Source organism: Gordonia sp. DT219 (assembly GCF_049847065.1).
Classification (GTDB): domain Bacteria; phylum Actinomycetota; class Actinomycetes; order Mycobacteriales; family Mycobacteriaceae; genus Gordonia.
In genome coordinates this window covers 84690-109277 of record NZ_JBNCNR010000001.1, presented here as the reverse complement: position 1 = coordinate 109277, position 24588 = coordinate 84690, and the positions used below count along the sequence as shown (strand labels likewise).

The 24588-nt window shown below is 66.0% G+C and carries 25 protein-coding genes and 1 tRNA gene; 9 read left to right on the top strand and 17 right to left on the bottom strand.

Going from position 1 to position 24588, the window contains the following annotated elements; genetic code table 11:
• Positions 1 to 2: 2 nt before the first annotated feature.
• From ACPXB3_RS00540 to ettA, 4 genes are all read right to left on the bottom strand, one after another.
• On the bottom strand, positions 3 to 698 hold the full coding sequence (locus ACPXB3_RS00540) for a hypothetical protein (protein ID WP_425703078.1): 696 nt from the start codon (positions 696 to 698) through the stop codon (positions 3 to 5).
• A complete protein-coding gene (locus tag ACPXB3_RS00535) occupies positions 688 to 1170 on the bottom strand; it encodes an acyl-CoA thioesterase (protein ID WP_425703076.1) in 483 nt (160 codons plus the stop codon). Before ACPXB3_RS00535 ends, ACPXB3_RS00540 begins: the two co-directional genes overlap by 11 nt.
• A gap of 42 nt (positions 1171 to 1212) precedes the next feature.
• On the bottom strand, positions 1213 to 6012 hold the full coding sequence (locus tag ACPXB3_RS00530) for an NAD-glutamate dehydrogenase (protein ID WP_425725949.1): 4800 nt from the start codon (positions 6010 to 6012) through the stop codon (positions 1213 to 1215).
• A gap of 195 nt (positions 6013 to 6207) precedes the next feature.
• Positions 6208 to 7881 carry an energy-dependent translational throttle protein EttA gene (gene ettA / locus ACPXB3_RS00525; protein ID WP_425703072.1) on the bottom strand — a complete coding sequence of 558 codons (1674 nt, stop codon included), beginning with the start codon at positions 7879 to 7881 and terminating at the stop codon, positions 6208 to 6210.
• 196 nt (positions 7882 to 8077) lie between these two features.
• Between ettA and ACPXB3_RS00520 the strand changes: the two genes are divergently transcribed.
• The 5 genes from ACPXB3_RS00520 (at position 8078) to ACPXB3_RS00500 (ending at position 10593) form a co-directional block, all read left to right on the top strand.
• A complete protein-coding gene (locus tag ACPXB3_RS00520; RefSeq protein WP_425725947.1) occupies positions 8078 to 9019 on the top strand; it encodes a formylglycine-generating enzyme family protein in 942 nt (313 codons plus the stop codon).
• Positions 9020 to 9189: 170 nt separating this feature from the next.
• Positions 9190 to 9262, top strand: a tRNA-Arg gene (locus ACPXB3_RS00515).
• A gap of 142 nt (positions 9263 to 9404) precedes the next feature.
• The gene (locus ACPXB3_RS00510; RefSeq protein WP_425725945.1) at positions 9405 to 9836 is read left to right on the top strand and encodes a hypothetical protein; all 432 of its coding nucleotides are present in this window, start codon (positions 9405 to 9407) and stop codon (positions 9834 to 9836) included.
• Positions 9833 to 10066 carry a hypothetical protein gene (locus tag ACPXB3_RS00505; RefSeq protein ID WP_425725943.1) on the top strand — a complete coding sequence of 78 codons (234 nt, stop codon included), beginning with the start codon at positions 9833 to 9835 and terminating at the stop codon, positions 10064 to 10066. The genes ACPXB3_RS00510 and ACPXB3_RS00505 overlap by 4 nt, the downstream gene beginning before the upstream one ends.
• Positions 10063 to 10593: a hypothetical protein gene (locus ACPXB3_RS00500; RefSeq protein ID WP_425725941.1), complete on the top strand. Its 531-nt coding sequence runs from the start codon at positions 10063 to 10065 to the stop codon at positions 10591 to 10593. The genes ACPXB3_RS00505 and ACPXB3_RS00500 overlap by 4 nt, the downstream gene beginning before the upstream one ends.
• A 1033-nt stretch (positions 10594 to 11626) precedes the next feature.
• On the opposite strand, the gene ACPXB3_RS00495 is transcribed toward ACPXB3_RS00500, so the two are convergent.
• The 13 genes from ACPXB3_RS00495 to ACPXB3_RS00435 all read right to left on the bottom strand — a co-directional run bounded on the left by ACPXB3_RS00495 (position 11627) and on the right by ACPXB3_RS00435 (position 19208).
• Complete coding sequence (locus tag ACPXB3_RS00495) at positions 11627 to 12049, bottom strand: HNH endonuclease (RefSeq protein WP_425725939.1); 423 nt, start codon at positions 12047 to 12049, stop codon at positions 11627 to 11629.
• 70 nt (positions 12050 to 12119) lie between these two features.
• On the bottom strand, positions 12120 to 12959 hold the full coding sequence (locus tag ACPXB3_RS00490) for a hypothetical protein (protein ID WP_425725937.1): 840 nt from the start codon (positions 12957 to 12959) through the stop codon (positions 12120 to 12122).
• Between the two features lie 12 nt (positions 12960 to 12971).
• Positions 12972 to 13166, bottom strand: coding sequence for a hypothetical protein (locus tag ACPXB3_RS00485; RefSeq protein WP_425725935.1), 195 nt, complete (start codon positions 13164 to 13166; stop codon positions 12972 to 12974).
• Positions 13163 to 13495, bottom strand: a complete 333-nt coding sequence (locus ACPXB3_RS00480; protein ID WP_425725933.1) for a helix-turn-helix domain-containing protein — start codon at positions 13493 to 13495, stop codon at positions 13163 to 13165. The genes ACPXB3_RS00485 and ACPXB3_RS00480 overlap by 4 nt, the downstream gene beginning before the upstream one ends.
• A 146-nt stretch (positions 13496 to 13641) precedes the next feature.
• Complete coding sequence (locus ACPXB3_RS00475) at positions 13642 to 13791, bottom strand: hypothetical protein (protein WP_425725931.1); 150 nt, start codon at positions 13789 to 13791, stop codon at positions 13642 to 13644.
• On the bottom strand, positions 13788 to 14348 hold the full coding sequence (locus ACPXB3_RS00470) for a hypothetical protein (protein WP_425725929.1): 561 nt from the start codon (positions 14346 to 14348) through the stop codon (positions 13788 to 13790). The genes ACPXB3_RS00475 and ACPXB3_RS00470 overlap by 4 nt, the downstream gene beginning before the upstream one ends.
• Positions 14349 to 14811: 463 nt before the next feature.
• The gene (locus tag ACPXB3_RS00465) at positions 14812 to 15234 is read right to left on the bottom strand and encodes a hypothetical protein (RefSeq protein WP_425725927.1); all 423 of its coding nucleotides are present in this window, start codon (positions 15232 to 15234) and stop codon (positions 14812 to 14814) included.
• Complete coding sequence (locus ACPXB3_RS00460; RefSeq protein WP_425725925.1) at positions 15231 to 15605, bottom strand: hypothetical protein; 375 nt, start codon at positions 15603 to 15605, stop codon at positions 15231 to 15233. Before ACPXB3_RS00460 ends, ACPXB3_RS00465 begins: the two co-directional genes overlap by 4 nt.
• A 194-nt stretch (positions 15606 to 15799) precedes the next feature.
• Positions 15800 to 16843: an AAA family ATPase gene (locus ACPXB3_RS00455; protein WP_425725923.1), complete on the bottom strand. Its 1044-nt coding sequence runs from the start codon at positions 16841 to 16843 to the stop codon at positions 15800 to 15802.
• Positions 16840 to 17121 carry a DUF2742 domain-containing protein gene (locus tag ACPXB3_RS00450; RefSeq protein ID WP_425725921.1) on the bottom strand — a complete coding sequence of 94 codons (282 nt, stop codon included), beginning with the start codon at positions 17119 to 17121 and terminating at the stop codon, positions 16840 to 16842. Before ACPXB3_RS00450 ends, ACPXB3_RS00455 begins: the two co-directional genes overlap by 4 nt.
• Positions 17118 to 17390, bottom strand: a complete 273-nt coding sequence (locus ACPXB3_RS00445) for a DUF6011 domain-containing protein (RefSeq protein ID WP_425725919.1) — start codon at positions 17388 to 17390, stop codon at positions 17118 to 17120. The genes ACPXB3_RS00450 and ACPXB3_RS00445 overlap by 4 nt, the downstream gene beginning before the upstream one ends.
• Before the next feature lie 85 nt (positions 17391 to 17475).
• Positions 17476 to 17700 (bottom strand): excisionase family DNA-binding protein, encoded by a 225-nt coding sequence (locus ACPXB3_RS00440; protein ID WP_425725917.1) that lies wholly within the window; start codon positions 17698 to 17700, stop codon positions 17476 to 17478.
• A gap of 398 nt (positions 17701 to 18098) precedes the next feature.
• On the bottom strand, positions 18099 to 19208 hold the full coding sequence (locus tag ACPXB3_RS00435; protein WP_425725915.1) for a tyrosine-type recombinase/integrase: 1110 nt from the start codon (positions 19206 to 19208) through the stop codon (positions 18099 to 18101).
• Positions 19209 to 19643: 435 nt separating this feature from the next.
• On the opposite strand from ACPXB3_RS00435, the gene ACPXB3_RS00430 reads away from it, so the two are divergent.
• From ACPXB3_RS00430 to ACPXB3_RS00415, 4 genes are all read left to right on the top strand, one after another.
• Positions 19644 to 20021 (top strand): hypothetical protein, encoded by a 378-nt coding sequence (locus ACPXB3_RS00430; RefSeq protein ID WP_425703068.1) that lies wholly within the window; start codon positions 19644 to 19646, stop codon positions 20019 to 20021.
• The gene (locus ACPXB3_RS00425; protein WP_425725913.1) at positions 20021 to 21820 is read left to right on the top strand and encodes an alpha/beta hydrolase; all 1800 of its coding nucleotides are present in this window, start codon (positions 20021 to 20023) and stop codon (positions 21818 to 21820) included. Before ACPXB3_RS00430 ends, ACPXB3_RS00425 begins: the two co-directional genes overlap by 1 nt.
• 60 nt (positions 21821 to 21880) lie before the next feature.
• The gene (locus tag ACPXB3_RS00420; protein ID WP_425703064.1) at positions 21881 to 22432 is read left to right on the top strand and encodes a PadR family transcriptional regulator; all 552 of its coding nucleotides are present in this window, start codon (positions 21881 to 21883) and stop codon (positions 22430 to 22432) included.
• Positions 22433 to 22515: 83 nt separating this feature from the next.
• A complete protein-coding gene (locus ACPXB3_RS00415; RefSeq protein WP_425725911.1) occupies positions 22516 to 24579 on the top strand; it encodes an FAD-dependent oxidoreductase in 2064 nt (687 codons plus the stop codon).
• Positions 24580 to 24588: the final 9 nt, after the last annotated feature.

Sequence of the window (24588 nt, the reverse complement as noted above, 5' to 3'; positions counted from 1 at the left end):
CCTCACTTGACCGTGACGCCGAGATCACGATTCCGGCGCAGATAGACGGTGCCGTATCGCGCGTCGATGCGTATCCAGGCCGCCGACACCCGAATCCGGACCGGCTCCGCCGGCGCGATCGCGTCGACCTCCGACGTCTCGGTGATCGGAGCGCCCTGCGCATCGCGGATGAAACCCATTGCGGTCAGGGCGAACAGCGAACGCAGAGACACCGCGGCCCGCAGCGCGCCGTCGGCCGAGGACACCTCGAGCACGTCTTGGTCGAGCACTCCGGTCGCCGGTCCGTGTGCACTGCCCTCGTCCCGGGCAACCCGCGCACCTTCGCGGACGAGCCCGACCACCGCGCGCGCCGGGACGTCGTCGACCTGCTGATAACCGGTGAGGACCGGCAAGGCACCACGCCAGGCCGAGTCGAGCGGCATACCGGGATCGACGGCGGTGCCGGGCTCGGCCTGCGCCAACGCCGAACGCAGCGTCGCCGCATCGCTCACCAGGTCGCCGGGAGCCATCTGCCCGAACACCGCGCGCGTGGCCAGCACATCGAAACCGGTGTGCGACCAGATGCCGATCAGCCCGTCCGGGCGGACGGCCAGTCGCACCACCGCGGCGTCCTCGAGCCGTTCGGCGTGGCCGAGGAAGGCCACGGCGTCCGAGCGGTCCTCGCTTCGCCGAAGAGTCAGATACCGTTCAGCGGCCATGGCGTCCCTGCTCTGTCGAGATCGTTGTGGGCAGCCGGAAGCCTTCCAGATAGCCACGCTCGTCCGGAGTGAGTCGACGCAGTCGCTGGGCGTCGACATCGAAGGCCACGAGCTGAGTTGACGCGAGAACAGCCGGCTTGTCCTGAGGTGACCCACCGTGCGGACGTACCTCATATCCGACGACGAAGTCCACCGCACGAACCTTCTCCACGAACATCGTCACCACAATCGGTCCCTGGTCATGCCGGATCTGTTCGCGATACTTCACATGCAGGTCGGCGACCACACACCCGCGTCGCAGATCGGCGGTGGGACGTCCGTCGTAGAACAGCCAGGGAATCCGCGCCTCCTCCAACAAGGTCACCATGCGAGCGTGATTGATGTGCGCGAAGACGTCCATGTCGGACCAGCGCACCGGAACCTCGACCACATACCCGTTCTCGGTCGCCGTTCCCTCGTTCTCGTAGCGCACACAGTTCCCTTCGTCGCGGCGGATCAACTCACCTGATCACACTCACCTGATCACACTACGGAGCTGACGGGCCGCCACCGAGAGGGTGGCCAGATCGATGTTGCCCGATTTCTCGATCTCGGCAAGCATCGACCGCACCCGCGCCAGGCGCGAGGAGTGCGCACCCTCCCACTCGTCGATCTGTTGCGCGGCCGGCTCGTCGGGCTCACTGCCCTCCAGGATCTTCAGGGTCATCGCACGCAGCGCGCCGTGCATGTCGTCACGTAATGCCAGGCGCGCCAAGGCATGCCAACGGTCACCATACTTCAGCTCGGAAACCGCCGTGAGCAGCTCCTCGAGTCCGAAATGCTGCACCACACCGAAGTACAGTTCGCCGACCTCGACGGGATCGCGGTCGGAGATCTCGGCCGCGTCGATGATGTCGAGCAGACAGAACCGGTGCAGGCTGGTTGCCACATCATGCGCGAGATCCGATGCGACCCCGCACGATCTATAGTGATCGGCGCGATGCCGGATATCGGCGGCCGTCGCATCACCGAACCATCCGTCGAGCAACGGTGTCAGCGCGGCGACACGGTCGCGATACCGGGAGATCTCGGCAGCGATGGCCAGCGGCTGGGGCCGGAAACCCAGGAACCACCGCGACGCCCGGAAGATCAGGCGCCGCGCATAGAGCAGCATTTCGTCGACGGCGACGATCGATGCTGCCGCACTCTGAATACGATCGAGCAGTTCCGCGACCCCGAATACCTCTTCGGTCACCACGAAGGCCCGCACCGCCTCCTCGGTGTTCGCCGCGGTGGCCTCGCCCAATCGGAACAGGTGGGTGAGCCCGGCCCGATCCACCACATCGTTCACCAGGACGGTCGCCACGATCTGCCGACGCAGCCGATGGACATGGATCTCGTCGGTGAACCGCTCTCGAAGCGGACCGGGGAAGTACCCGCACAGCCGGCCGTCGAAGACGTCGTTGTCTGGCAGACCGCTTGCCAGCAGATCGTCCTTGGCGGCGAGCTTGACATGTGCCATGAGGGTGGCCAATTCCGGTGAGGTCAGCCCGCGTCGAGACTCCGAAGCGAGCCGTTTGCGTAGTTGCGTGGGGTTCGGCAGCGCTTCGAGCTCGAGACTCACCCCGCGGGCCGCCAGTCCGGCGAGCAGCCGCCCGTGCACGTCGACGCGCTCACGGGAGTAGCCACGAGAGAATCCCAGTTCGGCATTCTGAGAGATGTTGTCGGCGAGAACCAGCCGCCCGACCTCGTCGGTCATCGACTCCAGCAATGGATTTCGGTCCGCTGCCCCCAGACGATCGGCCCAGACGGCCGCATCGAGCAGGATTTTGATGTTGACCTCGTGATCGGAACAGTCGACTCCCGCCGAGTTGTCCATCGCGTCGGTGTTGACCCGGCCGCCCGCCAGATCGTATTCGATACGCCCCCGCTCGGTGACACCGAGGTTGCCGCCCTCGCCGATCACCTTGCACTGCAACTGTTCTCCGGTGACGCGGATCGCGTCGTTGGCCTTGTCGCCCACCTCGGCGTCGGACTCCGTCGATGCGCGGACGTAGGTACCGATTCCGCCGTTCCACAGCAGATCGACCGGGGCGAGCAGCACCGCACGGATCAGTTCGGGCGGCGCAAGCGTGTGCACCGTATCCGCAAGCGCCAGGACGGTGCGCATCTCGGCACTGACCGGGATCGACTTCTGTTCACGAGACCACACGCCGCCGCCCGCGCTGATCAGGCGGGCGTCGTAGTCGGCCCACGACGAGCGCGCCATGGCGAACAGCCGGGCGCGCTCGCCATACGCCGCCGCCACGTCAGGGGTCGGGTCGACGAAGATGTGGCGGTGGTCGAAGGCCGCCACCAGGCGGATGTGTTCGCTGAGCAACATGCCGTTGCCGAACACATCACCGCTCATGTCACCGATTCCGGCGACGGTGAAGTCCTGTGTCTGCGTGTCGATTCCCATTTCCCGGAAGTGCCGCTTCACCGACTCCCACGCGCCCCGGGCCGTGATCCCCATCGCCTTGTGGTCATAGCCGGCCGAACCACCGGACGCGAAAGCGTCACCGAGCCAGAAGTCGTAACGGTGCGCGACGTCGTTGGCGATATCGGAAAACGACGCGGTCCCCTTGTCCGCGGCCACCACGAGATAGGGATCGTCGCCGTCGCGTCGGATCACCGATCGCGGCGGTATCACCTCACCGCTCGCCCGGTCGATGTTGTCGGTGACGTCGAGGAGGCCCGAGATGAACATCCGATAGCATTCGACCGCCTCATGACGCAACGCATCGCGGTCGGTGCCCGGATCTCCGGTCGGCGCAGGCGGGCGGGTGAGAACGAAGCCGCCCTTGGCGCCCACCGGGACGATGACCGCATTCTTCACCCCCTGGGCCTTGACGAGCCCGAGGATCTCGGTGCGAAAGTCCTCCCGGCGGTCCGACCACCGCAATCCGCCACGCGCCACCGCGCCGAACCGCAGATGCACTCCCTCGACTCGAGGGGAGTAGACGAAGATCTCATGCAGCGGTCGTGGTTCGGGAGTCTGCGGAATGTCTTTGGGCCGCAACTTGAACGACAGCACGGTGCGGTGATCGCTCGTGGCGGCCGAGCCGCCGTGGGCGCCTGCGGACTTGCCGACGATGTAGAAGTTCGTCCGGTCGGTGGCGGTGATGACCGCGGTGAATGCCGACACGATACGATCGGCGTCCAGACTCAGGATCTCGCCCACATCGGAGCGGAGTTGTTCGAGCACGCCATCACGATCGCCTGCGTCGACGGCATCTGGGTCGAACGAGGCCTCGAACAGTGCGGTCAGCCCCCGCGTCACCGTGCGGTGGTGCCCCAGTGTGGCCGCGACATGGCTTGTGCTGTAGGCAGATCCGCATTGGCGGAGATAGCGACCGTACGCCCGCAGCATGGTCACGGCGCGCCAGTCGAGGCCGCATCGGATGATCAGCTGGTTGTACGCGTCGATCTCGGTGTCACGCCGCCAGATCTGGGCGAAGGCATCGGTGAACCGCTCCGGCAGATCGTGCGCGGTATCCGCGTCGACATCGATACCAGCAGTCAATACGACGGTGAATTCGTAGACGTGGCAAGGCTTGTCGTCGTCCCGATACAACGCGAAGGGATGTTCGTCGATGACGTCGACGCCCAGACTCTGTAACACCGGGAGCACATCGGTCAGGGTCGCCGACTCGTCGCACAGATACAGGGTGAAGTCCCAGCGCGGCCGGCCGTTCGCATCGCCGGTCGACGTGGGATCTCCCAGGGTGACGGCGAGTTCGCCGGGTTCGAGCGTCATCACATGCGCGAGGTCGCCGACCGCCGCGGCGGGCGGGCGCTGGTCCTTGTAGTCGTCGGGCAGCGAGGCGATCATCCGCAGGATCCCGTCGGCACCGTCGGGTGGCAGCGTGCGCTCGCCGGAGGCGGCGGTGACGAGTTCACGAACCCGCTCGTCCCAGCTGCGGATGGCCTCGGCGAGCGTGGTCTGCAGCTGCCGGCGCAGCTCGGTGTCGACATCCACCGAGCCCCACGACCGGGCATCTTCGGGATCGACTCGTGCCATCACCTGCAGCAGCGCAAGCGGTCTCTCGCTCACGCGGGCCGCATACTCGAGGTCGCTGCCGCCGAGAAGTTCGACGACTGCTGATTCCAACATCTCCCGCGAGCGGGTGTTGTAGCGGTCGCGCGGCAGGTAGATGAGCGCCGTCGCGGCGGCGCCTGCGGGATTGACACGCAGGAACACCCGCAGTGAGCGGGTGGCGACCGCCGTCAGCATCTCCTCCACCCGCCGGTGCAGTTCGGCGGTCGGGTCCTGGAACATCTCGACCAACGGATAGTTCTGTAGCAGCTCGACCATCGTGCGACCGGCGAAGGAATCCTCGTCGACGCCGGCAAGCCGGATCACGTCATGGACCTTCTCACGCAATACCGGAACGTCGAGGACCGTCTGATGGAGTCCCGACGAGGTGAACACGCCGACGAAGCGATGCTCACCGGCATCGTCGGCGTGTGGGCCGAAGGCCGGGACCTGGATGAGGATCGGGAACCTCGACCGCTGGATGCCGGTTTCGAGGAACACCCGCGACACTCGCGGCAACAACGGTGCGGTATCGATCACCTCGACGTCCGGACCATCGGATTCGGTCCGGTTGAGGCCGAGTCGCTCAACACGGTTGCCCGAGCTGTCGAGCCGGGCATAACCCAGCGGGACGAAGTGGTCACCGGCGAACCACGTCAGCAACTCGGCATATTCGCCGCGTCCGGCGGCCAGCCCGGTCTGGTCGCCGGGTTGCGCGCCCGCGCACGCGGCCGCGCAGGCGTTCAGCCGCTCACGCATGTCGGCTGCATCGGCGTCGATGTCGGCGACCACGCCGATCCCGCGGAGTATCTCGGCTCGCAGTTGCACATCGTCGACGGCCTCGCGGCTCGCCAGCCCGGACACCGATATCCACGATTCGGTCGGACCGCCGCGCGGATCACGAATCCCGGTGAGCACGCCCTGAGGATCACGTATCGCCGTGAGAACCGGGTGATCGATGCGTCCGACGGCGATACCGTGCCGCTCGAGCGCTGCCAGCACCGATTCGACGAGCAGCGGCATGTCATCGGTGACGACCACAGCCTCGATGCCACCCGCACCGTCGGTGGCGACGTCGACAACCGATTCGCCCGGACGCCGGACCGCGGCGATTGCCACATGGGCGCGGATACGTTCGGCCTCGGCCGGCTCCGGTTCGGGCAGACCCGCCTGCGTCCGATCGGAACCGGTACCGAGCCGTGCGCCCGCCGACGTCGCCAGGTATCTGGGAATGACTTGCGACAGAAGCGAAGTCATGTCCGACAACGACAATCACCCTCTCGTGCGCGGCGCCGGTGGGCACAGCGCGCCGCCGTTAGGTCTCTTCGCGAGCCTAGCGCCCACGGACAGCGCCCGACGCACATCGACCACATGCGGTCCCCGCCGACGACAACGCCCCGCCCGGAATCCGGATCCGGGCGGGGCGTTACGCACGTCGTTGCGCGAGCGATCTCAGTCGCGCGTGAGCTTGCGATGTGTCACGCGGTGCGGACGCGATGCGTCGGGTCCGAGTCGCCCGACCTTGTTGGCCTCGTAGGCCTCGAAGTTGCCCTCGAACCAGAACCACTTGCCCTCTTCGATGTTGCCCTCCCAGGCGAGGATGTGGGTACAGGTGCGGTCGAGGAACCAGCGATCGTGGCTGATCACCACAGCGCATCCGGGGAACTGTTCGAGCGCGTTCTCCAGCGAACTGAGGGTCTCGACGTCGAGGTCGTTGGTCGGCTCGTCGAGCAGGATCAGGTTGCCGCCTTCCTTGAGGGTCAACGCCAGGTTGAGCCGGTTGCGCTCACCGCCGGAGAGAACCTCCGACCGCTTCTGCTGGTCGGGGCCCTTGAATCCGAACGCCGAGACATACGCGCGCGAGGGCATCTCGTTCTGGCCGACCTCGATGTAGTCGAGGCCTTCGGAGACGACCTCCCACACGGTCTTCTTCGGGTCGATGTTCGCCCGGTTCTGGTCGACGTAGCTGAGTTTGACCGTCTCCCCCACCTTCACGTTGCCCGAATCCGGCCGCTCCAGACCCACGATCGTCTTGAACAGCGTCGTCTTACCGACACCGTTGGGACCGATCACCCCGACGATGCCGTTACGCGGCAACGTGAAGGAAAGATCCTTGATCAGCACCCGACCATCAAAGCCCTTGTCCAGGTTGGAGACCTCGACGACCACATCGCCCAGCCGGGGCGGGGTGGGGATCTGTATCTCCTCGAAATCGAGCTTGCGGGATTTCTCGGCCTCGGTGGCCATCTCCTCGTACCGCGACAGCCGTGCCTTGTTCTTGGTCTGCCGCGCCTTCGAGCCCGACCGCACCCACGCCAGCTCCTCCTTGAGTCGCTTCTGCAGCTTCTGGTCCTTCTTGCCCTGGACCTCGAGACGCTCGGCCTTCTTCTCCAGGTAAGTGGAGTAGTTGCCCTGATACGGGATCAACTTGCCGCGGTCGACCTCGCAGATCCACTCCGCCACGTGATCGAGGAAGTAGCGGTCGTGGGTGACGGCCAGCACCGCACCGGGGTAGCTCGCCAGGAACTGCTCCAGCCACAGCACGCTCTCGGCATCGAGGTGGTTGGTCGGCTCGTCGAGCAGAAGCAGATCCGGCCGGCTCAGCAGCAGCTTGCACAACGCCACGCGGCGACGCTCACCACCGGACAGGTGCGACACCGGGGAATCTCCGGGCGGGCAGCGCAGTGCGTCCATCGCCTGCTCGAGTTGTGAATCGAGGTCCCACGCCTCGGCGTTGTCGAGGTCCTCCTGGAGCTTGCCCATCTCCTCCATGAGCGCGTCGGAGTAGTCGGTGGCGAGCAGCTCGGCGATCTCGTTGAAGCGATCGAGCTTTACCTTGACCTCGCCCATTCCCTCTTCGACGTTCTGCTTGACCGTCTTCTCCTCGTTGAGGAGCGGCTCCTGTTGCAGGATGCCGACCGTCGCGTCCGGATCGAGGAAGGCCTCACCGTTGGACGGCTGGTCGAGGCCCGCCATGATCTTCAGAATCGACGACTTACCTGCACCGTTGGGGCCGACGACACCGATCTTCGCTCCCGGGAAAAACGACATCGTAACGTCATCGAGGATGACCTTGTCGCCGTGCGCCTTGCGCACCTTCTTCATCGTATAAATGAACTCTGCCACGCGTGAGCCTCTCTACCAGCAGTTTTCGTCGTGGGCCGACCGGCCTCCGGTGGTCTCCTCCCCTGCGGACGATCCCCGGGGCGACGCAGAGCCGGGCCCTGACACAACGGTGCACCAGTCTAGTCGCACGGCGGTGCCACCCGGGGGCCACCTGCATCGGCGGCACGCAGCCTCAGCCGATGGCACCATCGAGGAGATGAACGATGCGGTCGCCGACCCGGCAGGACCCGCGCGGCGCGCCGTGCGTGTTCGCGGTCTGACCGACCTCGTCGACATTCCCGCCGCGACATTTCACATGGGCTCCGACCGGTTCTATCCCGAGGAGCGGCCGGCCCATGCGCGCCATGTCGAGGCCTTCGCCATCGAGGCGCACCCCGTCACCAACGCGCAGTTCGGTGCCTTTGTCGCCGACACCGGATATGTCACCGTCGCCGAGCGTGACATCGATCCCGCGGATTTCCCGGGCGCCGACCCGGCCGACCTGGTTCCGGGCGCGCTGGTGTTCACCCCGACCGCGGGGCCCGTCGACCTGCGCGACTGGCGAGCGTGGTGGCGGTATGTCCCGGGCGCCTCGTGGCGACATCCCCGCGGACCGGGCTCCGGACTCGACGGCCGCCCCGATCATCCGGTCGTGCATGTGGCCCACGCCGACGCCGACGCGTACACACGCTGGGCCGGGCGGCGGCTCCCGACCGAGGCCGAGTGGGAATGCGCGGCGCGCGGCGGTGTCGAGGGACTCGACTACGCCTGGGGCGACGAGCTCCACCCGGACGGAAAGATATTGGCCAACACCTGGATCGGGAAATTTCCCTACCAGAACGAGGGCTGGGGATCGACCAGTCCGGTGGGGAGCCATCCGGCGAATCCACTCGGGCTCCTCGACATGATCGGCAACGTATGGGAGCGCACCGTGGATGTCTTCACGCCGCGGCATGTTCCACCGGGGCTGGCCACCGTCACTGCCGACGGACGACCGGACCTGCTCGCGGCCACCACATCTCCGCAGGTGGTGCGGGTCACCAAGGGCGGCTCGCATCTGTGCTCACCGCAGTACTGCCGGCGGTATCGCCCGGCGGCGCGGTCGCCACAATCCGACGACTCGGCCACCTCGCACCTGGGATTTCGCTGCGCGGTGTGAGGCGGCCGCCCGAGGTTGTCCACAGGCGCGCATCGTCGTCACCTCGACCCGGCGAATCCAGGCCATGCTGTTCAGCAGCGACGGCGGCCGTGGAGGGGACGGTCGCCGTCCGGGCATCCACCCGGATATACTCGCCACGCCGTTGGGACGACTCACCCGCCGAACGGCATGCCTCCGTAGCTCAACGGATAGAGCATCGGCCTTCTAATCCGGTGGTTGCAGGTTCGAGTCCTGCCGGGGGCACCGTGTTTTTGCTGGTCAGAACCATTCTGCACTATTGCGTGCGATGTGGTGACGATTCCCCTTGATTCCGTTGTGAAACGAAACGGCCCCGTCGGTGTTGACACCACCGGCCGGGGCCTCGACACAACGGAGGACAAGTCCGATGCATCGTTCAGGCAGCATATCCCGCTCCCGATCCCCCTATCGCCCCTACGTCGGCGCGGTCATCGTCGCCGTGCTCTTCTACCTCGTCCCCATCGCCGTCATGGCCGGGTGCGTCCACCTCGGTTGGTACGCGCACCCCGAGCAGCAGCCCACGGCCTCCACCACGATGAGCGTGACGGAGCCGGCACCGGGGATCGCGCCGGGTGAACCACCGGTGTTACACCGGTTGACCGTGATGCCTCCCGGTGGCGGGAACCTTTTTCCCGGCGCCGGGAAAATCTCCCCCGGCGGCGGGAAAGTTCTTGCCGGAGTCGTCAAGAAGGTTCTGCCCGGCGATGACAACGGCGACGGCGTGATCGACGAGGACGAATCCGGCTGGGACTGCGCCACGATGGGCAACCAGGTGTGCGGGTCGGCGGTGATCGCATGACACCGACGACACTCGACCCCGCCAAGCGGACCTTGGAGACGATGGCCGCGCAGGGCTGGGCGCGCTTCCACGACGGCGACGAGGCCGGTGTGCCCAGTCCTGTGCTCACGCTGTTACGTCACGCGCTGCACGCGCTCGAGGATCACATCGACTACGGCACCGGCGACCGGGCCGAGTGCGTGATCGCGGTCGCGCAGGCCTCGGCAGTCGTGGGGCGGTGGATCGCATGAACCGGGAACAGGCCTGGCAGATCATCGACCGCGCACGTCGTTCGATCGCAGCACCAGGGGCGGTGTCCGCCCCGACGATCGGTGAATGCGTGCTCGCAGCGGAGGTACTGGGGCTCGGCCTCAGCGATGCGATCTGCGGATCTGAACACGCCGAGGACCATCCGGTCAGCGACCGCGCGGGCGCCCGCCACCCTCAGCCCTGGTGTCAGGCGTGCCAGATGGGTACGTGCCGCACTGGTGAGCACTTCATGTCGGCATCGGTTGCCGCCGATCTCACGCGGCCCGAGGTCGGTGACGAGCTCGGGCACGTTCCGCTGATCTCTGTGGGCGCCACATGGGACGAACGCGGTCCCCATCGGTATTCGATCCCAGCCGTGTACGTGACTGCTTCATCCAGCGGTGACATGTACCTCTCTCTCGAAGCGGCCGGCGCGCTGAGTGATGCCCTCGAGGATGCGATGTCGTGCGTCCGCTACGTCCTCGCTGCCGATCATCACACCGTCTGCGACTGCGGCGAGACCACATAGCCGCTCGATCCCCGCGCGGTGCTCAGCACCCCGCGGCCCTCGACGGTTCGGGTGTGGTCATCACGACCACACCTGCCGGGTTCGACTCCCGGCCAGGGCACTGAGCGCGTAACCGATCCGACCTCGCGCCCGTCGCTCTCGCACAGTCCGACGCAAACCGACTGACGTGCCGTAGCTCAGTCCCCGACCGGCACTCGGGGCCACCGATCACGACCTCGCGAATCGCGATTCCGGTGCCACAGCGATACCGCCTGCCCTTCGGGTCGGGTGGCGATCGGTGTTGCGCAGATGCGATATGCGGCTATGGACTCGTGGGTCGACGGTGTGAGGGATCGACACCGGCACCAGTCCGCCCGGAGGGCGGTCCGCTGGGCTTGCCTTCGGTGACCCGCTGCGACGGACGTCCGGCGCGCCAGCCAAAGCACGCCGCGGCCGGGTACACCACCCACCACGTCCACGCCGGCCAGTGGTTGACAACCGCCGCGGCCACACCAAGCGCGGACAGGGTCGTCATGATCCGCGTGACAATCGGGGCGGGATCGGCAGGTGAGCCATTTGGCTCAGGTGGCTGCCGGCCGGTCGATGTTTCCATTTATGGTCTCCCTTGGGTCATGGACGGCGCCGATCGCCGTCAATGGACCCACACCGTACAACCCGTGTTTTGGGGTAACGGCATACCGCATTTGCGCAGGTCAACGATGAAATACCTTCCCGCTACGCCTCGGCCACCCGGCCAGCCGGGTCGCAAAGCCTGGCACCACGCGCAGCGCGGGGGCCGGCCCGGCACGAAGGACGCAGCGGGGGTGGAGGGTGCCCCCTGGGGTGCCGTGACTGACCACCTAGAGGCATATGGCTTCTCTCTCCCCGAGCCCCCCTCCCCCTCGGCCGACGCTCGGATTGCCGCCTGCCCAAACAGCAGAACAGCCCCGAAAAGCGCGTTTGCCTGCCCTTGGAAAAAAATGCCGGGGAGAGAGAGGGCCATATGCCATGGGGTGGCTGACGAGGCGGGGGGTGGGGGCTGTCCCCCACCCCGCTACCAGCGCCGCCCGGTCTCGAAGACGCGCCGCCCCTCTTCGTACCAAGTGCGGCCGCCCTGGGCGTCGACGAGCGGACGGGATTGGGTAGGCACGCTGCCGTCTGGGTGGAGTTGCCACGATCCGCTGGGGGCCGCCTCGGCGGCTGGTTGGCTCCCCCGCTTGTCTCCGGCCTGCCGGTTGCAGTGCCGGTGAGCGGGGGCCAAGTTGGAGGCGTCGAACGGTGCCCCGCCGGCGCTGAGCGGGACGATGTGGTCGATGGTCAGTTCGCCGGGGTCGAGGTGGGGTGCGTTCGGGTCGATGGGCTGGTGGCAGAACGCGCAGTCGAGCCCGGTGTTTCGGGCGCGGGCCAGATATCGGTCTCGAATCCGTCGTCGCCTGCTGGCCTGTCTCGACCATTCGGTCTGTCCGTTGCTGGGCATTGTTCCTCTGGTTCTGTGAAGTGAGAGGGCCGTGGAGTGACAACCTCGCCAACTCCACGGCCCTCGACGGTCATTCGGCGTTGATGGGAGCCATGACCGCGGCGACAGACAGTTCGTGTTCGGCGTCCTCGGGATCGACTTCGATCTCGCGGGTCATCCCTCGACCGACCGAGACGAGGCGCTTCTCGATGGGTGCCGGTCGTCTGTAGGGCTCGTACTCGCCGAGGTCGTCGAGCGCGCGGATGGGGATTCCGAGGCGGATGAGCGCAGCCCAGCGTCCAGCGCGCCCCTCGGTGTGGTCCCATGCTTCCCACACTCGGCGACGGTGCAGGCTGCCCGGATCGCACAGCAGCGGTAGCCGTCGGTCCTCGGTGAGCGTGGACAGCTCGGCCAGTTCGGCCGCGGTTGCCAGCGCCGGGATCTGCTCGTCGAGTTGCATGGCGAAGAGCGCGGCGTCGGTCCACGCCTTGCGGGCCTTGTCGGTCGCGGTGACCATCTCACCGGCGGGTGTGTCCGGGTCTACGACCTTGGCTGCCTTGGTCAGTGCGGTTGCGGTGCCGTTGAACGCCGATGCGAGTGCGCGATAGTTGCTGTCGGCGACGGGTTCGTATGCGTCACGCAGCGCGAGGAACACAGGGCCTTCGAGGTCGCTGCGCAGCTCGGCCGATTCCTGGGCACCGCCGCGGCCGGCGAGTGCGAGCGCGCGCAGCTTGGGCAGGTCGTCGAGGCCGCCGGTTCCGATGATGCTGTCGGCAAGCTGGCCGGTAAGTGTCGCGGAGTCGAACCCCTGGAATGCTTTCCAGCGTTCGGCGATGCGCGTGTACTCGTCGGGCACTTCACCGCCGGCGGCGGCGACAGTGGCGACGTTGGCGATTAACAGTTGAAGAGGTGATGGTCCGAATCCGAGCATGGTGTGTCCCTGTCACTTTCCGAGTTGCTGGGCGATGATGTCGGCCAGGGCTTTGTGATCGTTGAGCGCGACGGCACCGGTGTCGTCTTTGCTGGCCTTGTCGGCCGGCGCACGCACTTCCTTGACAACGGCTGCGAACTCGTCATCGGGCAGTTCGGCGAGCCACTGTTTCGCTCCGGCTTCGAGTGCATCTCTGGGGTCGGTCATGGTTTACGTCCTTCGATGTGTTGTGTGACAGCGGGTTTCGGGTAGAGCCACCGCCCGGCGATCTGACGGGCGTCGAGCGCCGACGCGATACGCCGAACGTGGCGCGTCGAGCATCCGAGCATCTCGGCGACCTCGGCGGTGTCGAGCAGGTCGGGCTCTGGTTTCGAGTGTGTTTGTGGTGCAATGGTTTCGCGTCCGTCTGCGGACGCAAGCCGGTGGTGTAGGCGGACGACGGCTGACGGGATCGGATGCCCCGACAGCCGTCGTCTCCGGGTGAACTCGGCGAGCACGAACCGCACGGCGCGCAGATCATCCTCATCGAGTGTCATTGCTGCACTGCCGGTCGATGTAGTCGTCTACGCAGGCGGTGCAGGTCCAGCGGTGAACACTGCCGCGATAGGCGCGGGCCGGGCCGCCGCAACGGCGACAAACGAACGGTGTTTCGCCCCTGACGCGCCGGCGTCTGATGTCAGTGTCAGTCATGTTCTCTCTCCTGGGTGGTCTCGATCGCATCGTGGATGCTGTCTGCGAGCTTTCGGGCTTCGGCGACGGTGAGGCCGATTCCGCCGACTCGGATAGCCCCGGCCTCGTCGCGTTCTACGGCGATGGATATGCGCGGCCTCACAACGACATCCCCGCCTGGTTGACGATCGTTTGGAGGTCGACGCCTTGGGCGACTGTCATCACCGCCACCTCGGCCGTTCCAACCTTCGGCACGGCAGCGCGCACCGCCCCGAGTAGTTGCGCCGCCGGTTGCCGTAGATCGCCGATACCCATCGCTACCGCGAGCCGGTATCGCCAGATCGCCCTCTGTAACGCGCCTTTCGGACTGTCGTCGATGGGGCTGAACTTGTGGAACTTCGTCACGCCCAGCGGGGCCAGCACTCTGCGTTGTTCGTCCTCGGGCGGCGGCATCGCAACACTCGTCGGTGTCGAGTACCGCCGTGCGATCAACTCGGTTCGGTCTCCGAACATCGACGTCACCCAGATGTGTTTGCGTGTGAACTGATCTGCACGGAAACTGACGCCTTTGAGGGCCGAAGCGAGCACGTCGGCGTGTACTGCGCCGCGCGCGAAGTCCGGGTCGAGACGGACCCTGCCTCGGGGCACGCCGACCTCGATGGCAAAGGTCCGTTCGTTGGTGTATTGCAGATACGCGTCCAGCGCCGCGAGCTCACTCACGTAGTGCACGCCACAACCACACCTGTCGGCTACGTGATCCACGCGCGGCGACTGGCAATGCGCGCGCACCGTTTGCCCGTCAGGCGCCGGCCGAAGCATGAACGGGGACACCAACGTCGCGCGACCGTCGACGTTCCAGAGCCACGAGAACCGATACGCGACGGTCATGCCACAGCCTCCTCGTCAGAACGGATGCGACCAGCGAGCACCGCGCCGGATGCGGGTTCGGTTTCCGCCCACGCTCGACAGGCATCGAGGGCGGGGCACGTGCGGCACAGGTGTAGCGCGGCCTCGTGGCGGTGCGTGACGCTCGCCCGCTCCTCGCGCTCACCGGGCGGATCGAACAGCTCGCCACGGCCGTGGCAGGCCGGGCTCTCGAACCGGGGCATCAGGCGCAGCACCGCGGCTAACAAGGCCTCGGCCCCGCCGTCGAGTCTGGCCGGCGGTCGGTTCCGCGCCCGGCTCACCGAACCAGCCCCAGACGACGGCGGCGGGGCGGGAGCAGCTCGACGCGGACAGTGGCCGCGCGGTCGTCGACGTGGACCCTGTACGTGCCGCGGTCGCCCTCGTCGGGGTCGGCGGGGCGTGGCGCTTCGTACAGCATTCGTTCCCCCCGATGCTCGGGCACGGCTTTGAAGACGTAGCCGAACGTGCGGCCGCGCTCGATGCCGACGCACGCCTCGATCGGTCGGCCGTCGCTGTACTCGGTGAACTCGTGTAGCGCGCGCCGAAGCTCACCGACGACATCGCCGAGCGCGTCGGTCTCGGCCTGGTAGGCGTCGGCGACACCGTGATCGGCGAATCGATCGGCAGTCCACATGTGGACGGTCTCGACCTCTTTCGCGGCCGCGATGAGCATGTCAGTCGGGAGATTCGGTGATCTCATCGGCCGGCCTCCGCGGTCACGTATTCAATCCCTTTGTGCTCACAGAACTTTCGCCACCACCGCTCGACGCGTGGCATTTCGCGCGATTCCTCAGGCGCCGGACCGTCAACGATCCGCCACCAGACGAGTGACTCATCTCGATACTCGACTCCTGGGATGACCTCGGATAGGTGCCCGCCATCGGCGAGGTACATCCCGACCACGCGCGTCGTCACACCGCCATCAAGATCGATGTACTGATTCTCTTGGGTCGTCCACACATGGACGGGGTAGTAGAACTCGGTGGTGTCGAACTCATCGGTGATCGACTCGACTACGTGTGCCGCCTGGACGGCCGGTGCAGTGGCGACGATCTTCCAGGTTGGTGACATCTCAATCTCTCCTAGTGCTGCGTTCTTTGCGTTGTTGGGGCTGACGTGCGGTTATTGCCTGCGTTCTTGGTGCGTTGTTGGTGCGTTGTTGTGCGTTGTTGGTGGTCCAAGAACGCAGCAAGGACGCACAAGGACGCACCCAACAACGCAGACGTTTTCGCTGGTCAGCGCCAACAACGCAAGAACGCACGGTTCTAGGCATCGAGACGCCTCCAGAACCACGGCCCCGGCACCTTGGGGTGATCGGCCTCGATGAACTTCTCCTTGATCGCCCGCGTCCGTGCTCGGGCGATCTGATCCGGCGACCACTTCGCCGTTGACTTGCCCTTGCCCTTCTGGAGCAGCTCTTGGGCGTGGGTGGTCTCGATCCACCCATCGCCGTCGCACTCGCTCTCTACGATCAGCACGAGGTCGGCAATGCAGCCGTCGAGACGTTCGATGGTGGCCTCGTCCTCGGCTACCTGAGGTAGTGCGGCGAGGGTCGAGAACATCTCCTTCGCTGACTGCTCTGCGATGCCGACTGGTGTCGCCACAGTCGTCGCGATCCCGCCGATGGCTGTCTCGGTGATCTCGTACAGGTCGGCCGGCAGGTCGTCTCGGCAGATATTCGACTTCTCGACACCGATCGCCAGTCGGCCGTCCTCGTCACGTTGTGCGAGTAGGTTGAGCCGAACGGTCTGCCTGATCTGCCCTGAGAGCCCTACGGCTCCACGAGTCCCGTTGAGCGTGTCTCGGTTGGTGTGACCGAGCGCGAGCACCGCGGCCCCTCGTCTGCGCGCGTACCGCTTCCACGCCGTGATAACCGGACGCCATTCGGTGGCCTTCGGGAGACCGCCGTTGACTACTGCCGTCGCGTCGGCCAGTCCGTCGATGACGACCAGCGCGACATCGGGGAGTTCTTGTCCGATCAACCAGCCCGGCCCAGGAATTCCCATCTCAAAGTCGTCGTCATCCTCGGCCACGTTGAGCACGAGCACGAAGTCGAGGTCGACACCAGCCGCCTCGGCTCGCGGCCTGACGGAATCTTCCCAACCGTCCTCGGTGATGATGAGGACCACGAACTGGCGTTGTGCGGTGATCTTCGCGGCCTCGTGTACCCACCAGGTCGACTTGCCGATGCCCTCGTTCCCGAACAGGTATGTGACATGCCCACGCGCAAGCCGGTCTTGCACAAGCCATTTCACAGGCCGCGACCGCGGCGCATCAGATCCGCGTATCCATCCATCGGGGAGACTCATGCGACCACCCGCCTCGCCCAAGGGTTCGCGGCCAGCCACGCGCGCCGCTGGGCGACCGTGCGGCCGACTTCGCCCCACGGGAGCGCCTCGGCGACCACCAGCGCCACCGACTTCTGCACCCTCGACGCGGCCAGGGCGTCGAGCTCGCCGAGCAGGATGTCACGGACGCCGGCGGTCAACAGCGCGTTGAACTGGGCGCGGTCGAGGTCATCGGGCAACGGCAGATCGAGCAGGCGGTATCGCAGCAGGTTTGCGTCGTCGTAGGAGAGTCCGGTCATTGCTCACCAGCCTTGCCTGCGCACTTCGGCCCTACCTGTGCGACAACACTTTTCGGGTGCGTCAGTGGGTGGCCGCAGACCTGGCACGGGACAGCCACCGTGTAGCCGAGTTCCGCTGCCGCCTCGATCACGGACCGTTCGTAGACTTCATCGGCAGTCGGTGACGTGATGCGGGTGTCGGGGCTACACTTGTGGTGATCCCGTGCCCATGTGGAGGATTTCCGAGCCCCGCCGTTGCCCCCGGCGGGGTTTCGTTTTTCTCGGGTCATTCCAGCTCGCCCCCGATCACGTCGAGGTCGGTGTCGGTGATGCCGAGGTCGTCGAGCCAGTCCAGGTGCTCATAATCGGGGCCGCTCATGCCGCACCGCCGCCGAGCGGTGCGCCTAGTAGCTGCCGGGCGACCTCGTCGGGGTCGAGACGGATCAGTCGAGGCCCGATGCGGTGTGCCGATATGCGGCCTTCGGCGATCCATCGCCGAATCGTCTTGGGATGCACGCCGTACAAATCGGCGATCTCCGTGATCGAGTGAGAGAAGCGGGCGGGTTTCGGGGCAGCATCGAGCCGCGTACCGTTGGGCATTGGATCGGCCTTTCAGGTTGATTCTTCGGCCCGTAGGTGCGCGGCGTTCTTGGCGGAGTGACGCGCTCCTACGGGTTCTTGCATTCGGGGCTACCGACTCGTTCCGGTATGTCCGCTAGAACGAGTCTATGGCGAAATTTGCTGGATAGCGCACGCCTGTGGATAAACTCCCGGACCTCGAACCCTCTCGCGATCCCCTTAGCCTCAACAGGTTTCAGGTGCGGTGGAAGACGCATAAAGACGCAGCTGGAGCGTGCTGAAGTACGCTGAAGTACGTTGAAGTACGTATTGGTGACGTGGCCGGGGAACCACTCGACAGGTCGAAAAGTGGGCGAAACAGTGCGAAGAACGGCCACAAACGGACCTTGCGCCTTCGGCGTGTCGTCGTTCGTCGAGGCTCAGTTCGGGTCAGCGAGCGCAGAGAGTCGAGCGGCGATCTCGCGATCACGTTTGAGGTCGCTGGACTGGTACTTCATCGCCGCCGAGACCGTCGAGTGCCCGAGTCGTGACATCACCTCAGCCGTGGTGCCACCGACGCGCGCGGCCTGGGTGCCGGCGAAATGCCGGAGGTCGTGGACGTGTAGACCGTCGCGGCCGATGGACTTCGCCGCCCTCGAGAACGATCTCCTGTAGACGACATCGCGCAGGTGACGATTCCCCGCCGCCGCGGAGAACAGCAGAGCCTCGGCATCGTCGCCGACGTGCTCGCCCAGATGGGCACGTACCGTTTCGATGATGTGCGGAGGGATCACGACCCGGCGCACCACACCCGATTTGGTGCCCTGGACACGAAATGTCTTGTCCCGGTACGTGACACCGCGAGCAACGGTCAGGACGCCGTTGTCGAGGTCTACGTCTTTACGGCGAAGCTCCGAAGTCTCACCCCATCGCAGCCCGCACCACGCGGCCAAGAGAATCGACGCCGACAGTTCGGCCGGCATTGCGGACGCGAGCTCGGCGACCTCGGGAGGGTCGAGGATGATCGGTTCACGCTTGCGCTCGGTGTGCATCGCGCCGCGAATATGGACGGGATTCACCGGGATCAGGTCGTCGGTGACCGCAGTCGCCATGACCGCGTGCAGCAGCTGGTAGGCGTGCGCGTTGCGAGTCGGGTGGTCGGTACCGAGCCCGATGTACCACCGGCGGACCATCTCGGGCGTGATCGCGGCCAGCCGTTTGCCCCCGAGGGCCGGCGCGATGTGCAGCCGCAACAGCGACTTGTAACCGGTCGCCGTTCGGGAGCGCAGCTTGCGCTCATTCACCCAACGGTCGGCGTAGGTCTCGAGGTCGAGCTGGTCGGACGGACGCTCGCGAGCAGGAGCCTCCCACGTTCCGATCTCCAAACGCCGGCGTTCCATTGCCAACCATGCCTCGGCGTCCATCTTCACGGTGAACGTGCGCGGCGCGGTGTGCCGTTTGAGGTCATCGCCTATGTACGAAGCCTGGAACCGTCCCGAGGGCAGCTTGCGGACGTATCCCCACCCGCGTCGGCCTGGTTTGCCTGCCAATGTGCCGCCCTCTCGTGCGATCCGACTGACGATCCTGGTGTTTCTGTGTGTCCTCTTGCGTCCCAGCATGTCACACGCGTACGCTGCGAAACCAGCTGATGACAGGATGTTTCACCTGATCGGAGGCTACAACGGAGTCAGGGTCCGCGCAGGTTCGAGTCCTGCCGGGGGCACCCAAAGTCACCTGGAACGGATCAGCGGCAAGATCGGCACGCTCGGAACCGTCACCACCAGTGTCGTCTCCTCCTCCCCTCTGCCCCCACGCCCGTTGCTCCCGCCGAATTGACGCTTCGATCGCCGGTGCGGAGGTGGCCGTTCGGAGATCCGGCGAGTCCCGCCCGGCTCGCGTTGTCCACAGCCCGGCGCCTCCTGGCGGAACCGTTCGCGCATCCCTGCGTCGAATATGTCGTCACATCCGCGACGCAAGGGGAACCCATGACACCGTTCTCGAAATTCTTCGGCGACCTGGCCGACCGGGCCGATCTGCCCGCCCTGGCCGACCGTCTCTTCGGAACCGACGACGACACGCTGTTCGGCATCGACGCCGACGAACTCGCCGAGATCGAGGCGACGTGGCGCGATCGAGCCCGCGCCGTGGCCGACATCACCGTCGATCAACTGGCCGATCTCAGCGGCCCGCCGAGCCGGACGGTAGGCGCACTGCGATCACTGGCCGACCCGGCCCACGCGGCGACGGACTCCATCTCCGAGCTCCTGCTCGCGATGAGCGTCGCACTGGGACACTTCGCCGCCGATGCCCTCGACACCGACGCCGCCGCGGGCCGCGCTCTCGACCTCCTGCCGGAGCGCTGATGCGTCTCACCATTTCCGACGTGCGGTCGTGGCGTACCGGCGACATCACCACGGCCGGCGACGCCGCAGGGACTGCTGCCGGGCTCCTCGAGCAAGCACTCGACGTCGCCCTCGGCAGTGCCCTTCGCCCGACGGACTGGCACGGCAGAACACACGACGCCGCGCTCACCCGTATTCGCCACGAACATGATCACGCAAACGAGGTGCGAAATGTCTTGCAACAGATAGCCGATGAGGCCGGTGACGCCGGAATCGATCTCGGGCAGGCCTGCCACGTGGTGAAGCGCGCCGTAGAGGACGCGGTCGCGCTGGGCTGCGTCGTCGCCGACGACGGCTCAGTGACCCACCCGCACGCCGCAAATCTGGAGATGGCCAACGGGCATCAGATCCTGATCCAGCAGGGCCTGCGCGCGGTCGACGAAGTCGACGAACTCTACGGCGCACGGATCGAAGATCTCCGGTCCGACCTCGCATCGATGATCTGTCGCCAGCCGGATGTGACCGTGCCCGGACTCGGCACCATGGAACCCGACGCGATGGTGCGCAGATTGCAGGGTTTGAGCGTGCAACAGCGACGGAGTGCGCTCGCCGGCACCGCCGACGCAGACCTGCGCCGCCTGGTCCAAGCCGATCCGGAAACCATGGGGAACCTCGATGGAGTGCCATTTTCGTTGCGCAGCACGGCCAACGAGATCAACATCCGCAATGCGCTGGCCGATGAGATCCGCCGAAACGGCACCAAGAGCGAACGCGCCACGATGCTGCGATCATTTCTCGAGCAGCGCCCCGCCCCCTATCCAGGTGTCCCGGGCGCTGCGCGCAACGATCCGCTGTACGCCGAGACCGAACGGGTGTTCATCTCGTTCACCGACGCCGACAACCCGCGGCTGGTCGAGATGGTCGGTGCACTCACGCCGGTGACCGCAAACGCGACCGTCTACGTGCCCGGGACCGGAACCAACGCACGTGGTTACGGCGGAGACAACTGGAAGGCGGCCTGGAACCTCGCCGACCGCACCGACGGTCCGGTGTTCATCTACCTCGATGGCGACCTACCCCAGAAACTGGTCGACTCCGGTCAGGTCGTCGAGAGTTTCGGTGACATGCTCAACCCGTTCGACGGCAACATCATCGAGGCCGCTCCCACCACGTTCGACGACACCGCACTCGATCCGCACTACGCCAAGGAGATGGCACCGCGGCTGGTCGGATTCGGCCGGGCGCTCGACGCCGAGATCGCCGCGGTCTCTCCGGACGCGACGACCACCTACATCGGTCACTCGTACGGTGGCGCGGTCGTCGCCGCCGCGGAAGCGCATGGATTGCGAGCCGACAACATCATTCATGCGTCCTCCGCGGGAGTCGGAGTCGTGCCCCCGTCCGGTTCCGATCCCGATGTGCACCGATACACACTCACCGCACCCGGCGACCCGATACAGATGTTGCGGATGTTTCCGTTCAACCCGCATGGATTCAGCCCCGACCTCGTTCCGGGTTTCGAAAATCTCCCCACCGGCCGCGCAAGCGACGGGTCGTGGTTGCTGGGGCCCGCCGCGCACGGTTCGTACTTCAACGATCCCGATTCCGACGCGTTCGGGGCGATCGTCGATGTGATCACCGGCGCCCACCAGGCGCGTCACCTGCATCCCGACACCTCGATCAAAGATGTGCTCGACGCCCTCGCCCGGGCCCGCGACCTTGCCACCCCGCACGTGGGTCCGGCGCCACCACTGCCCCACGACGCTCCCGGAACCGTCAACCCGCCGGCGCTGCCGGACATCCCGCTGAATCTCTGGTGACGGACGAAGTTCATAAGCACTTCGTTGCATAGCAACACGGTGCACTGCTACCGTGCACGTATGGCCCTCGAGCACGCGATCATGGTGTCGTTGTCCGAACGCCCCGGCACCGGCTACGAGATCAGCCGCCAGTTCGACCGCTCCATCGGCCACTTCTGGTCGGCCACGCACCAGCAGATCTATCGCACGTTGCGCAAACTGCACGCCGACGGCCTGGTCGGCTACGAGCCGATCGTGCAGGACGGCCGACCCGACAAGAAGGTCTACTCGCTGTCGGAGGACGGTCGAGAGGCGTTGCGGCGGTGGGTCGCCACCCCGACGCCGATTCAGCAGCTCCGTGACGATCTCGGCGTCAAGATCCGGGCCGCCGAGCGCTCGACACTCCCCGATCTGATCGCCGAGCTCGAGCGACATCGGGGACTACATGTCGAGCGACTGGACCTGTACCGGTCGTTCGAGAAGACCGACTATCCCGACCCCGAACGCCTGACCGGCCGCAAACTGCACCAATACCTGGTACTGCGCGGCGGTGTCCGGATCGAAGAAGGATTCGTCGATTGGTGCGACGAGGTTCTCGCCGCGCTCACCCGGGAGCTCGGCACCGCGACCTGACCTGTCCCGCATAACTCAACTCGCTACCGCCCAGCTGATCAGATTCCACCGCCGACATTCCGGCCCGACCGAGAGGTGACTCGATGTCAGCCCCATCCGCACAACCCAATCCGCATTTCCCTCGTCTTTTCGAGCCGCTGCCGCTCGGCGGTATCACGCTGGACAATCGGCTGATCATGGGATCGATGCACACCGGCCTCGAGGATCGGTTGTGGGACACCGACAAACTTGCCGCCTACTATGCCGAGCGCGCGAAAGGCGGTGTGGGACTGATCATCACGGGCGGATTCGCCACCTCTCGCACCGGCCTGCTCCTGCCGTTCGCCGGCAAGATGACCAACTACGCCGACGTCGCGCGGCACCGTCGTCTCACCGGCGCGGTCCATCGCGAGGGTGGCAAGATCGCCATGCAAGTGATCCATGCCGGACGGTACGGCTATACGCCTTTCAAGGTCGCCGCGGGATCGGAGCCCTCACCGATCCATCCGTTCCGGCACCTCAAGATGACCGAACCGATCATCAAGCACGTCATCCGCACCTTCGGCCGCTCGGCAAAGCTTGCCCGCCGGGCCGGCTATGACGCCGTCGAGATCATGGGCGGTGAGGGCTACCTGATCAACCAGTTCCTGTGCCCGCACACCAACGACCGCACCGACAGATGGGGCGGCAACACCGAGAACCGTCAGCGCTTTCTCGTCGAGATCATCACCGAGATGCGCCGTCAGGTACCCCGCGACTTCCCGATCATCCTGCGGCAGTCCATCGCCGACTTCGTCAAGAACGGGCAGACCTGGGATGAGATCGCGCTGATGGCACGTAAAGCCGAAAAACTCGGCGTCGACGCCATCAACACCGACATCGGATGGCATGAGGCCGGCATCCCGACCATCGTCACCTCGGTGCCGCGCGGAGCCTTCGTGGAGTTCACCGAACGACTGCGCGCCGAGGTGGATATCCCACTCATCGCGAGCAACCGTATCAACACGCCCGAACTCGCCGAAGAGATCCTCGAACGCGGCCGGGTGGATGCTATTTCCATGGCACGGCCCATGCTTTCCGATCCGGACTTCGCCAACAAGGCGCGGGCCGGCCGCGCCGACGAGATCAACACCTGCATCGGCTGCAACCAGGCCTGCCTCGACCACGCATTCGTCGGCAAAAAGGTGTCCTGCCTTCTCAATCCGCGCGCCGGTCGCGAGACGACCCTGACCCTCGGGGCCACCCGCCATACCCAGCACATCGCGGTGATCGGCGCCGGCCCCGCCGGACTCTCCGCCGCGGTCTCCACCGCCGCGCGCGGGCACCGCGTCGAACTCTTCGAGGCCGATGAATCGATCGGTGGCCAATTCTCCATTGCCGCAAGGATTCCCGGAAAAGAGGAGTTCAACGAGTCATTACGCTATTACCGGCGCCAACTCGAGATCAACAACGTGACAGTACATCTGAACACGCGAGTGAAGGCCGAGGACATCATCGCCCAGGGCTTCGACGAGGTGATCATCGCGACCGGCGTCACCCCCCGGATCCCCGAGATCCCGGGGGTCGATCACCCGATGGTCGTGTCCTATGCCGACGCCGTGCTCGGTCGGCGCGAGATCGGTAAGCGGGTTGCCGTCGTCGGCGCGGGCGGAATCGGATTCGACGTGACCGAGTTCCTGACGGTTGACGAGTCACCCACCCTCAATCTCAAGGAGTGGACTCAGGAATGGGGCGTCAGCGAAGACCTGAGCAAGCCCGGCTTTGTCACCAAACCACGTCCCCTGCCTCCGGTCCGTGAGGTCTTCCTCGTTCAACGCAAACCCGGACGACAGGGCCAGACCCTCGGCAAGACCACCGGCTGGGTCCACCGCGCCACGGTGAAAATGAAGGGCGTCGAACAGATCTCCGGTGCCACCTACGACCGGATCGACGACGCCGGCCTACATCTGAGCTTCCGTGACGACGACGGCACTGTGCGCGAGACCCGGCTGCTCGAGGTCGACAATGTCGTGATCTGCGCCGGCCAGGATTCGGTACGCGACCTCGTCGACCCGCTCACCGTTGCCGGGGTGCGCACCCACGTCATCGGCGGTGCCGATGTCGCGGCCGAACTCGACGCCAAACGCGCCATCCGGCAGGGCACCGAGGTCGCGGCAGGCATCGCATAGTTCGCCGGC